This is a genomic window from Pseudomonas costantinii, from assembly GCF_001870435.1.
GTDB lineage: Bacteria > Pseudomonadota > Gammaproteobacteria > Pseudomonadales > Pseudomonadaceae > Aquipseudomonas > Aquipseudomonas costantinii.
This window is the reverse complement of sequence record NZ_MDDR01000046.1, coordinates 113602-126340: the sequence shown is the minus strand read 5'-3', so window position 1 is coordinate 126340 and position 12739 is coordinate 113602. Positions and strand designations below refer to the sequence as shown.

General features: G+C 54.5%; 6 protein-coding genes, 2 tRNA genes and 3 rRNA genes. 4 read left to right on the top strand and 7 right to left on the bottom strand.

Annotated features, from left to right (window positions below):
• Positions 1-9 precede the first annotated feature (9 nt).
• The 7 genes from rrf to BFL40_RS26785 form a co-directional block, all read right to left on the bottom strand.
• Positions 10-125, bottom strand: a 5S ribosomal RNA gene (rrf, locus tag BFL40_RS26815).
• A 163-nt stretch (positions 126-288) separates the two neighbouring features.
• Positions 289-3180: ribosomal RNA gene (locus tag BFL40_RS26810) — 23S ribosomal RNA — on the bottom strand.
• A 249-nt stretch (positions 3181-3429) separates the two neighbouring features.
• Positions 3430-3505, bottom strand: a tRNA-Ala gene (locus tag BFL40_RS26805).
• A 30-nt stretch (positions 3506-3535) separates the two neighbouring features.
• Positions 3536-3612 (bottom strand) — tRNA-Ile (locus tag BFL40_RS26800).
• Between the two features lie 82 nt (positions 3613-3694).
• A 16S ribosomal RNA gene (locus BFL40_RS26795) occupies positions 3695-5231 on the bottom strand.
• The 16S, 23S and 5S rRNA genes sit together here with 2 tRNA genes alongside, the layout of an rRNA operon.
• Positions 5232-5859: 628 nt before the next feature.
• Positions 5860-7080, bottom strand: coding sequence for a CaiB/BaiF CoA transferase family protein (locus BFL40_RS26790; protein ID WP_071486763.1), 1221 nt, complete (start codon positions 7078-7080; stop codon positions 5860-5862).
• Between the two features lie 12 nt (positions 7081-7092).
• Complete coding sequence (locus BFL40_RS26785) at positions 7093-8274, bottom strand: acyl-CoA dehydrogenase (RefSeq protein ID WP_003187423.1); 1182 nt, start codon at positions 8272-8274, stop codon at positions 7093-7095.
• A 157-nt stretch (positions 8275-8431) separates the two neighbouring features.
• Between BFL40_RS26785 and BFL40_RS26780 the strand changes: the two genes are divergently transcribed.
• The 4 genes from BFL40_RS26780 to BFL40_RS26765 all read left to right on the top strand — a co-directional run bounded on the left by BFL40_RS26780 (position 8432) and on the right by BFL40_RS26765 (position 12677).
• Positions 8432-9331 (top strand): LysR family transcriptional regulator, encoded by a 900-nt coding sequence (locus BFL40_RS26780; RefSeq protein ID WP_071486762.1) that lies wholly within the window; start codon positions 8432-8434, stop codon positions 9329-9331.
• A gap of 452 nt (positions 9332-9783) precedes the next feature.
• A complete protein-coding gene (locus BFL40_RS26775) occupies positions 9784-10905 on the top strand; it encodes a Re/Si-specific NAD(P)(+) transhydrogenase subunit alpha (RefSeq protein ID WP_071486761.1) in 1122 nt (373 codons plus the stop codon).
• 15 nt (positions 10906-10920) lie between these two features.
• Positions 10921-11244 carry an NAD(P) transhydrogenase subunit alpha part 2 gene (locus tag BFL40_RS26770; RefSeq protein WP_003170836.1) on the top strand — a complete coding sequence of 108 codons (324 nt, stop codon included), beginning with the start codon at positions 10921-10923 and terminating at the stop codon, positions 11242-11244.
• Positions 11241-12677 carry an NAD(P)(+) transhydrogenase (Re/Si-specific) subunit beta gene (locus BFL40_RS26765; protein WP_071486760.1) on the top strand — a complete coding sequence of 479 codons (1437 nt, stop codon included), beginning with the start codon at positions 11241-11243 and terminating at the stop codon, positions 12675-12677. Before BFL40_RS26770 ends, BFL40_RS26765 begins: the two co-directional genes overlap by 4 nt.
• Positions 12678-12739: the final 62 nt, after the last annotated feature.

Here is a 12739-nt window from a genome sequence, read left to right as displayed (position 1 = left end):
GGAATTTAATCTTGACGATGACCTACTCTCACATGGGGAAACCCCACACTACCATCGGCGATGCATCGTTTCACTACTGAGTTCGGGATGGGATCAGGTGGTTCCAATGCTCTATGGTCGTCAAGAAATTCGGGTACTGAGTCGTGACAAGAATGCCTCGCTTCAGCAAATTGGGTATGTGACAGCTTTCGGTGTTTTGTGAGATTCGAACTTTCGGTTCTATCGTCTTCACACACCGCAATCTGCTGCTCTGTATTAAAGAGCCGACGCAAATTGCTTGGGTGTTATATGGTCAAGCCTCACGGGCAATTAGTATTGGTTAGCTCAACGCCTCACAGCGCTTACACACCCAACCTATCAACGTCGTAGTCTTCGACGGCCCTTCAGGGAACTCAAGGTTCCAGTGAGATCTCATCTTGAGGCTAGTTTCCCGCTTAGATGCTTTCAGCGGTTATCTATTCCGAACATAGCTACCCGGCAATGCCACTGGCGTGACAACCGGAACACCAGAGGTTCGTCCACTCCGGTCCTCTCGTACTAGGAGCAGCCCCTCTCAAATCTCAAACGTCCACGGCAGATAGGGACCGAACTGTCTCACGACGTTCTAAACCCAGCTCGCGTACCACTTTAAATGGCGAACAGCCATACCCTTGGGACCGGCTTCAGCCCCAGGATGTGATGAGCCGACATCGAGGTGCCAAACACCGCCGTCGATATGAACTCTTGGGCGGTATCAGCCTGTTATCCCCGGAGTACCTTTTATCCGTTGAGCGATGGCCCTTCCATACAGAACCACCGGATCACTAAGACCTACTTTCGTACCTGCTCGACGTGTCTGTCTCGCAGTCAAGCGCGCTTTTGCCTTTATACTCTACGACCGATTTCCGACCGGTCTGAGCGCACCTTCGTACTCCTCCGTTACTCTTTAGGAGGAGACCGCCCCAGTCAAACTACCCACCATACACTGTCCTCGATCCGGATAACGGACCTGAGTTAGAACCTCAAAGTTGCCAGGGTGGTATTTCAAGGTTGGCTCCACGCAGACTGGCGTCCACGCTTCAAAGCCTCCCACCTATCCTACACAAGCAAATTCAAAGTCCAGTGCAAAGCTATAGTAAAGGTTCACGGGGTCTTTCCGTCTAGCCGCGGATACACTGCATCTTCACAGCGATTTCAATTTCACTGAGTCTCGGGTGGAGACAGCGCCGCCATCGTTACGCCATTCGTGCAGGTCGGAACTTACCCGACAAGGAATTTCGCTACCTTAGGACCGTTATAGTTACGGCCGCCGTTTACCGGGGCTTCGATCAAGAGCTTCGCGTTAGCTAACCCCATCAATTAACCTTCCGGCACCGGGCAGGCGTCACACCCTATACGTCCACTTTCGTGTTTGCAGAGTGCTGTGTTTTTAATAAACAGTCGCAGCGGCCTGGTATCTTCGACCGGCATGAGCTTACGGAGCAAGTCCTTCACCCTCACCGGCGCACCTTCTCCCGAAGTTACGGTGCCATTTTGCCTAGTTCCTTCACCCGAGTTCTCTCAAGCGCCTTGGTATTCTCTACCCAACCACCTGTGTCGGTTTGGGGTACGGTTCCTGGTTACCTGAAGCTTAGAAGCTTTTCTTGGAAGCATGGCATCAACCACTTCGCTAACTAAAAGTTAGCTCGTCATCAGCTCTCGGCCTTAGAATCCCGGATTTACCTAAGATTCCAGCCTACCACCTTAAACTTGGACAACCAACGCCAAGCTGGCCTAGCCTTCTCCGTCCCTCCATCGCAATAACCAGAAGTACAGGAATATTAACCTGTTTTCCATCGACTACGCTTTTCAGCCTCGCCTTAGGGACCGACTAACCCTGCGTCGATTAACGTTGCGCAGGAAACCTTGGTCTTTCGGCGTGGGTGTTTTTCACACCCATTGTCGTTACTCATGTCAGCATTCGCACTTCTGATACCTCCAGCAAGCTTCTCAACTCACCTTCACAGGCTTACAGAACGCTCCTCTACCGCATCACTTACGTGATACCCGTAGCTTCGGTGTATGGTTTGAGCCCCGTTACATCTTCCGCGCAGGCCGACTCGACTAGTGAGCTATTACGCTTTCTTTAAAGGGTGGCTGCTTCTAAGCCAACCTCCTAGCTGTCTAAGCCTTCCCACATCGTTTCCCACTTAACCATAACTTTGGGACCTTAGCTGACGGTCTGGGTTGTTTCCCTTTTCACGACGGACGTTAGCACCCGCCGTGTGTCTCCCATGCTCGGCACTTGTAGGTATTCGGAGTTTGCATCGGTTTGGTAAGTCGGGATGACCCCCTAGCCGAAACAGTGCTCTACCCCCTACAGTGATACATGAGGCGCTACCTAAATAGCTTTCGAGGAGAACCAGCTATCTCCGAGCTTGATTAGCCTTTCACTCCGATCCACAGGTCATCCGCTAACTTTTCAACGGTAGTCGGTTCGGTCCTCCAGTTAGTGTTACCCAACCTTCAACCTGCCCATGGATAGATCGCCCGGTTTCGGGTCTATTCCCAGCGACTAGACGCCCTATTAAGACTCGCTTTCGCTACGCCTCCCCTATTCGGTTAAGCTCGCCACTGAAAATAAGTCGCTGACCCATTATACAAAAGGTACGCAGTCACCCAACAAAGTGGGCTCCCACTGCTTGTACGCATACGGTTTCAGGATCTATTTCACTCCCCTCTCCGGGGTTCTTTTCGCCTTTCCCTCACGGTACTAGTTCACTATCGGTCAGTCAGTAGTATTTAGCCTTGGAGGATGGTCCCCCCATATTCAGACAAAGTTTCTCGTGCTCCGTCCTACTCGATTTCATGACTAAGAGATTTTCGCGTACAGGGCTATCACCCACTATGGCCGCACTTTCCAGAGCGTTCCGCTAATCTCAAAGCCACTTAAGGGCTAGTCCCCGTTCGCTCGCCACTACTAAGGGAATCTCGGTTGATTTCTTTTCCTCAGGGTACTTAGATGTTTCAGTTCCCCTGGTTCGCCTCTTACGCCTATGTATTCAGCGTAAGATAACCATCTTATGATGGCTGGGTTCCCCCATTCAGACATCTCCGGATCAAAGTCTGTTTGCCGACTCCCCGAAGCTTTTCGCAGGCTACCACGTCTTTCATCGCCTCTGACTGCCAAGGCATCCACCGTATGCGCTTCTTCACTTGACCATATAACCCCAAGCAATCTGGTTATACTGTGAAGACAACATTCGCCGAAAATTCGATAATACTCAAAACTGAGTAACTCACAAATTTTACCTTAGCCTGATCCGTTACCAGTGAAAGTAACGTTCAGTCTATCTTTCTATCACATACCCAAATTTTTAAAGAACGATCTAATCAAAGACTAGAAATCAACATTCACCATCAACCTGATGGAATGCTCATTTCTAAGCTTTCATAACGTAGAAGCAGTAGTGGTGGAGCCAAACGGGATCGAACCGTTGACCTCCTGCGTGCAAGGCAGGCGCTCTCCCAGCTGAGCTATGGCCCCGTATTTCTACAGGCGTTTCCCACACAAAATTGGTGGGTCTGGGCAGATTCGAACTGCCGACCTCACCCTTATCAGGGGTGCGCTCTAACCAACTGAGCTACAGACCCAATTTCGGGCTGCTTCTTATCGTCTTCTTCAATGAATCAAGCAATTCGTGTGGGAACTTATGGAGCAGCTGATGTCGTCGATTAAGGAGGTGATCCAGCCGCAGGTTCCCCTACGGCTACCTTGTTACGACTTCACCCCAGTCATGAATCACACCGTGGTAACCGTCCTCCCGAAGGTTAGACTAGCTACTTCTGGTGCAACCCACTCCCATGGTGTGACGGGCGGTGTGTACAAGGCCCGGGAACGTATTCACCGCGACATTCTGATTCGCGATTACTAGCGATTCCGACTTCACGCAGTCGAGTTGCAGACTGCGATCCGGACTACGATCGGTTTTATGGGATTAGCTCCACCTCGCGGTTTGGCAACCCTCTGTACCGACCATTGTAGCACGTGTGTAGCCCAGGCCGTAAGGGCCATGATGACTTGACGTCATCCCCACCTTCCTCCGGTTTGTCACCGGCAGTCTCCTTAGAGTGCCCACCATTACGTGCTGGTAACTAAGGACAAGGGTTGCGCTCGTTACGGGACTTAACCCAACATCTCACGACACGAGCTGACGACAGCCATGCAGCACCTGTCTCAATGTTCCCGAAGGCACCAATCTATCTCTAGAAAGTTCATTGGATGTCAAGGCCTGGTAAGGTTCTTCGCGTTGCTTCGAATTAAACCACATGCTCCACCGCTTGTGCGGGCCCCCGTCAATTCATTTGAGTTTTAACCTTGCGGCCGTACTCCCCAGGCGGTCAACTTAATGCGTTAGCTGCGCCACTAAAAGCTCAAGGCTTCCAACGGCTAGTTGACATCGTTTACGGCGTGGACTACCAGGGTATCTAATCCTGTTTGCTCCCCACGCTTTCGCACCTCAGTGTCAGTATTAGTCCAGGTGGTCGCCTTCGCCACTGGTGTTCCTTCCTATATCTACGCATTTCACCGCTACACAGGAAATTCCACCACCCTCTACCATACTCTAGTCAGTCAGTTTTGAATGCAGTTCCCAGGTTGAGCCCGGGGATTTCACATCCAACTTAACAAACCACCTACGCGCGCTTTACGCCCAGTAATTCCGATTAACGCTTGCACCCTCTGTATTACCGCGGCTGCTGGCACAGAGTTAGCCGGTGCTTATTCTGTCGGTAACGTCAAAACAGTTACGTATTAGGCAACTGCCCTTCCTCCCAACTTAAAGTGCTTTACAATCCGAAGACCTTCTTCACACACGCGGCATGGCTGGATCAGGCTTTCGCCCATTGTCCAATATTCCCCACTGCTGCCTCCCGTAGGAGTCTGGACCGTGTCTCAGTTCCAGTGTGACTGATCATCCTCTCAGACCAGTTACGGATCGTCGCCTTGGTGAGCCATTACCTCACCAACTAGCTAATCCGACCTAGGCTCATCTGATAGCGCAAGGCCCGAAGGTCCCCTGCTTTCTCCCGTAGGACGTATGCGGTATTAGCGTCCGTTTCCGAACGTTATCCCCCACTACCAGGCAGATTCCTAGGCATTACTCACCCGTCCGCCGCTCTCAAGAGAAGCAAGCTTCTCTCTACCGCTCGACTTGCATGTGTTAGGCCTGCCGCCAGCGTTCAATCTGAGCCATGATCAAACTCTTCAGTTCAAACATCTTTGGGTTTTTAAGAAACCCTAAACTTGGCTCAGCAATCGTTGGTTACATCTTTGATTTCTCGCGGAGTAACTTGTGATGCTGATAATCTTGTTGACTATCAGTCTGACTCCACAAGCACCCACACGAATTGCTTGATTCAGTTGTTAAAGAGCGGTTGGTTAAGATCTTTCGTCTCAACCGAGGCGCGCATTCTACAGCAGCCTCATTTGCTGTCAAGTGATTATTTTCAGAAGCTTTCGAAGATTTCTTCAACAACTTCAACCACTTGCGCTTCCGATCTCTCGTTAGCGGGAGGCGAATTCTACAGCGTTACACGCTGCTGTCAACACCTCTTTTTCTCCGCTTTCGACCGAGAGGATCGAAACGTTAATAGAGCCAAACTACACCGCTCTACCAACTCCTTCTGGGCTTCGATGAACTGAAGCAACTCGCTATCGAAACCTACATAACTCTTTGTTTACCAAGGAGTTTTCCGTTTCGACTGCGCCGGAAGTGGGGCGAATTATAGACAGATATAAATCGCCGTCAACACTTAATTTGAATTTTCTATCAATCAGTTAGGATTGATCAAAAAACCACCAAAAAGCTCCGCAAACGCACTCTATATAGAAGAGAGCCTTCAGATAACACCCAACTCTTTTAAGGCAGCCACATTCGCAGCCCCCAAACCCAACACGTCCCGCAGCACTTGAGCCGTATGCTCTCCTAATAGAGGAGGCGCACTACGGTACTCCACAGGGGTCTTGGATAGCCGTATTGGATTGGCCACCTGAGGCACCATCCCCGCCAGCGCATGGGGCAATGCCATCGCCAACCCACGCGCCTTTACCTGAGGATCGGCAAACACCTGCGCCAGATCATTGATAGGCCCACAAGGCACGCCCACTCGCTCCAACTGCGATACCCATTCAGCCGTCGTCTTGAAGACCGTAGCTTGGCGAATCAACGGAATCAGCTCCGCACGATTAGCCACCCGCAGCTTATTAGTAGCAAAGCGCAGATCATCCGCCCACTGCGGCTGCCCAGCCACCTCAGCAAACTTTCGAAACTGCCCGTCATTACCCACCGTCAGGATGAAGTCACCATCAGCCGTGGGGAAATCCTGGTAAGGCACAATATTCGGGTGCGCGTTACCCAGCCGCGTCGGCGACACACCCGTTGTCAGGTAATTCATCGCCTGGTTAGCTAGACAAGCCACCTGCACGTCGAGCAAAGCCATATCGATATGCTGCCCGCCACCGTCATGATCCCTATGAGCCAGTGCAGCCAGAATCGCTACGGTCGAGTAAAGCCCCGTCAGAATGTCGGTCAATGCGACACCGACCTTCACCGGCCCAGCCCCGTCATCACCTTCAGGCCGACCAGTCAGGCTCATAAGCCCACCCAGGCCCTGGATCATGAAGTCATAGCCTGCACGCGCCGCATAAGGCCCCGTCTGCCCAAACCCCGTAATCGAGCAATAGATCAACTCAGGATTGATCTCCTTCAGTGATTCATAGTCCAGCCCATACGCTGCCAGACCGCCCACTTTGAAGTTCTCGATCAGGATGTCGGACTTAGCCGCCAGGTCACGCACCAGCTTCTGCCCCTCTGGCCGCGTGAAGTCGATGGTCACCGACTCCTTATTACGGTTGGCCGACAGGTAATAAGCCGCCTCGCTGGTGTTCTCACCATAGGCGTCCTTAAGAAAAGGCGGCCCCCATGCGCGCGTATCATCACCATTACCCGGCCGCTCAACCTTGATCACCTCAGCCCCAAGGTCCGCAAGGATCTGCCCAGACCAAGGGCCCGCCAGCACTCGCGACAAATCCAGTACCCGCAGATGTGAAAGCGCGCCCATGCCGTACTCCTATTAATAGAACGCCTGAAGACCGGTTTGCGCACGACCAAGAATCAAAGCGTGCACGTCATGAGTACCTTCATAGGTGTTCACCACCTCCAGGTTGACCAAATGACGCGCTACCCCGAACTCGTCGGAAATGCCATTGCCACCCAGCATATCCCGCGCCATACGCGCGATATCCAGGGACTTGCCGCACGAGTTGCGCTTCATGATCGACGTGATCTCAACTGCCGCCGTACCTTCATCCTTCATGCGACCCAAACGTAGGCAACCTTGCAGGGCGAGGGTGATCTCGGTCTGCATATCCGCCAGCTTCTTCTGGATCAACTGGGTAGCTGCCAACGGGCGCCCGAACTGCTGGCGATCAAGGGTGTACTGGCGAGCGGTATGCCAGCAGAACTCAGCGGCACCCAACGCCCCCCAGGAGATGCCATAGCGCGCCGAGTTAAGGCAGGTGAAAGGCCCCTTCAAACCACGGACATCCGGGAAGATGTTCTCTTCCGGCACAAACACGTTGTCCATGACGATCTCGCCGGTAATGGAGGCGCGCAGACCGACCTTGCCGTGAATCGCCGGAGCGCTCAGACCTTTCCAACCTTTTTCCAGGACAAAGCCACGGATATCGCCCGCATCGTCCTTGCCCCACACCACAAACACATCGGCGATCGGACTATTGGTGATCCACATCTTGGCGCCAGTCAGGCTGTAGCCGCCATCCACCTTGCGTGCACGGGTAATCATCGCGCCCGGGTCGGAGCCGTGGTTTGGCTCAGTCAAGCCGAAGCAACCGATCCATTCGCCGGAAGCAAGCTTTGGCAGGTACTTCTGCTTTTGCGCCTCGGTGCCGAATTCGTTGATAGGCACCATGACCAGTGACGACTGCACACTCATCATCGAGCGATAGCCGGAGTCGACACGCTCGACCTCACGAGCAATCAGCCCATAGCTGACGTAATTCAAGCCACTGCCGCCGTACTGCTCGGGAATCATCGCTCCCAACAGGCCAGTCTCACCCATCTCACGGAAGATCGCTGGATCAGTCTTTTCATGGCGGAAGGCTTCAAGCACACGCGGCGCCAGCTTGTCCTGGGCGAATTGCTCAGCACTGTCGCGCACCATGCGCTCTTCTTCGGTGAGCTGTTGATCCAGCAGCAGCGGATCGATCCAGTTGAAGCTTGCCTTGCCAGCCATGAATAAGTCCTCGCGGAAGAAATCAGAAGTCGTGGATGCAGCCTAGGCCGGACAGACGTATAGGGCAAACGAGGTTTCTGCATAGGGTTGTGCTAATTTCTCACTTCGTAATAGCCAAGAATGGCGTAAGCGTGATCTACAAGTGAGGACAAGGTACATGCGCAGAAAAATTCCCAGCACCACCGCCCTTGTCAGCTTTGAAGCGGCGGCCCGCCACGAAAGCTTTACCAAGGCGGCGCACGAGCTTTCCATCACCCAAGGCGCTATCTGCCGACAGATTGCGAGCCTTGAGGAGTTTTTAAGTGTCGAGCTATTTCGACGCTCACGGCGCGGGGTAAAACTGACGGAAGCGGGGCTGTCTTATAGCCGCCGCGTCGCCATGCAGTTGGATGCTGTGGAGCGCGATACCTTGTCAGTGATGGGGCAGCAGGGCGCTAACGTCATCGAGCTGGCAGTTGTCCCCACCTTTGGCACCCAATGGCTGATCCCCCGCCTCAAGGACTTTCAACGCCAACACCCGGAGGTCACGGTCAACCTCACCAATCGCACGCGCCCCTTTCTGTTTGCCGATACCGAGTTCGACGCCGCGATCTACTTTGGCGATGCCGATTGGTCCGGCACCGAATCCCACCGACTAATGGGAGAAAACCCTGTTCCCGTGTGCAGCCCTCGCCTATTGGATAGCCGGACTCACTTCAGCGCTCAGGAAATCGCAGAGTTGCCACTGCTGCAGCAAACCACTCGGCCTTACGCTTGGCGCCAATGGTTCAACGCCCAGCAACTGAACGTGCCTCGCGACATGACAGGCCCTCGTTACGAGCTATTCTCGATGTTGTCCCAAGCGGCCATGCATGACATGGGCATTGCGCTGATCCCACCGTTCCTTATCCAGCGAGAACTGGACGAGAACCAATTGGCTATCGCGAATCTCGATGCGTTGAGCAGTTCAAAGGCTTACTACCTGATGATTCCCGAGAGAAAGGTCGAATCTGCATCGCTGCACGCATTCAGGGACTGGCTGATTGACCAATCACAGCGCTACAGCCCTAGCATTTAAAGGACAAAGACAAATTGCTGACCTTGTAGTCAAATAAATAATTACCCTACAGATATACGTATATGTCGCATTTAAGCAGACTGTACCTGCTGACTAAAAATTACGCTCAAAGCCATGATTTTCATGGCCTGTGACGACTATCACCTACCAATGCACGACCATTCACGCCAACGATGGGAAAAAGCGCTATAAACACCTACAACCCTTTAAACACCTGTATTTAAAGAGGTTATTTCAGGGCATTGCGACAATCAGTCACAGGGTGACTTGTAGTTAATTTTTCGTCACCCGTCATAATCCCTTGATGGCCGTAAAGTTCGCCTGCAAAATGCCGCGCCCCGCTGTCATTTCAGCGGGATCGTGCTGATCGGCCGCCCCAGATGTGCCACTCACGGTGCACTGGCCTTTTTACAAAAAGATCAAAAGCAAAAAGATCATGCAGGAGATTTGACGTGCACATTGGTGTTCCTCTCGAAACCCAGACCGGTGAAACACGGGTGGCTGCCACCCCGGAAACCATCAAGAAGCTGATCGGCCAGGGCCATAAGGTCACTGTACAAAGCGGAGCGGGCATCAAAGCCAGCGTCGTCGACAGTGCCTATGAAACGGCAGGCGCAACCATTGGCAGTGCCAGCGATGCGTTTGGCGCCGAGCTGATTCTCAAGGTGGTTGCCCCCAGCGACAGCGAACTGACGCTGATCAAAAGCGGCACCGTGTTGGTGGGCATGCTCAATCCGTTCAGCAACGAAACCATTACCAAGCTGGCCGAGCGCGGCATTACTGCCTTCGCACTCGAAGCCGCGCCACGCACTTCGCGAGCCCAGAGCCTGGATGTGCTGTCGTCCCAGGCCAACATCGCCGGCTATAAAGCGGTGCTGCTCGCTGCCCATCACTATCCGCGCTTCATGCCGATGCTGATGACCGCAGCAGGCACCGTGAAAGCGGCTCGCGTACTGATCCTCGGCGCTGGCGTTGCCGGCTTGCAAGCCATCGCCACGGCAAAACGCCTGGGCGCGGTGATCGAAGCGTCTGACGTGCGCCCCGCAGTAAAAGAGCAGATCGAATCCCTCGGTGCCAAGTTCGTCGACGTGCCGTACGAAACCGATGAAGAGCGTGAATGCGCTGTCGGCGTCGGGGGTTACGCACGCCCGATGCCGAGCAGTTGGATGCAACGCCAAGCGCTCGCCGTGCACGAACGCGCCAAACAAGCCGACATCGTCATCACCACCGCCCTGATCCCCGGCCGCAAAGCGCCGACCTTGCTCAGTGCCGACACTGTCGCGCAGATGAAACCCGGCTCGGTGGTCATCGACCTCGCCGCAGCCCAAGGTGGCAATTGCCCGCTGACCGTGGCCGACCAGGTAGTAGTGGAAAACGGCGTGATCATCTGTGGCCCGACCAACCTCGCCGGTGCCGTCGCCGCCGATGCTTCGGCCCTGTACGCACGCAACCTGCTGGACTTCCTGAAGCTAGTCTTCAACAAGGAAGGGCAGTTTGAAATCAACCTCGAAGACGACATCGTCGCCGCGTGCCTGATGTGCCGCGACGGCCAAGTCATCCGCAAAAACGCCTAAGCAAGGATTCAGACGATGGAAGAGCTTATCTCCCCCGGTATCTACAACCTGATCATCTTTGTGCTGGCGATTTATGTCGGTTACCACGTGGTCTGGAACGTTACGCCCGCACTGCACACGCCGTTGATGGCCGTGACCAACGCAATTTCCGCGATCGTGATCGTCGGCGCCATGCTGGCTGCGGCCCTCACCGTTACGCCACTGGGCAAGACCATGGGCACCCTGGCCGTGGCGCTCGCAGCGGTTAACGTGTTCGGTGGCTTCCTGGTAACTCGTAGGATGCTTGAGATGTTCAAGAAGAAAGCCCCGAAAGTAAAAGAAGAGGCTCCATCGTCATGAGCATGAATCTTGTCACGACGCTCTACCTTATCGCGTCGATCTGCTTTATCCAGGCCCTCAAAGGCCTGTCGCACCCAACCACCTCGCGACGCGGCAACCTGTTCGGCATGCTCGGCATGGCGCTGGCGGTGCTCACCACCGTGGGTCTCATCTATAAGCTCGGCGCCGAACTCGCCACAGCCGGCATCGGCTACGTCATCGTCGGCTTGCTGATCGGCGGCACCGCCGGCTCGATCATGGCCAAGCGCGTTGAAATGACCAAAATGCCGGAGCTGGTGGCATTCATGCACAGCATGATCGGCTTGGCAGCGGTGTTTATCGCTATTGCCGCCGTGGTCGAGCCGCAGTCCCTGGGCATCGTCAAACACCTGGGTGATTCAATCCCTGCCGGTAACCGCCTGGAGCTGTTCCTCGGCGCAGCCATCGGCGCCATCACCTTCTCCGGTTCGGTGATCGCGTTCGGCAAGCTGTCGGGCAAGTACAAGTTCCGCCTGTTCCAAGGCGCGCCAGTGCAATTCGGCGGCCAGCACAAACTGAACCTGGTGCTTGGCTTGGCAACCCTGGGCCTGGGCCTGGCATTCATGTTTACCGGCAACCTCTCTGCTTTCGCACTGATGCTGGCCCTGGCCTTCGTGCTCGGCGTGCTGATCATCATCCCGATTGGCGGCGCAGACATGCCGGTAGTCGTCTCGATGCTCAACAGCTACTCCGGCTGGGCAGCGGCGGGTATCGGCTTCTCGCTGAACAACTCGATGCTGATCATCGCCGGCTCGCTGGTGGGCTCCAGTGGTGCGATCCTGTCGTACATCATGTGCAAGGCCATGAACCGCTCCTTCTTTAATGTACTGCTCGGTGGTTTCGGCAATACGGCGGATGCCGCTGCGGCGGCAGGTTCGAAAGAAGCACGCCCGGTGAAGTCCGGCTCGGCCGATGATGCCACCTTCCTGCTGACCAACGCCGACACCGTAATCATCGTTCCGGGCTATGGCCTGGCGGTTGCCCGGGCACAGCACGCGCTCAAGGAATTGACCGAGAAGCTGACCCACCGCGGCGTCACCGTGAAGTATGCGATTCACCCGGTAGCGGGACGTATGCCTGGTCACATGAACGTGCTGCTGGCCGAGGCGGAAGTACCTTACGATCAAGTGTTCGAGATGGAAGACATCAACTCCGAGTTCGGTCAGGCCGATGTGGTGCTGGTGCTGGGCGCGAACGACGTGGTCAACCCGGCCGCCAAGAACGACCCCAACTCGCCGATTGCCGGCATGCCGATCCTGGAAGCGTTCAAGGCCAAGACCATCATCGTTAACAAACGCTCGATGGCCAGCGGTTATGCCGGCTTGGACAACGAGCTGTTCTACCTGGATAAAACCATGATGGTCTTTGGCGATGCCAAGAAGGTCATCGAAGACATGGTCAAAGCCGTCGAGTAACACTGCTACAGCGCAATACTCGAAACCCCGGCCTCAAGTAGGCTGGGGTTTTTTTATCGTTC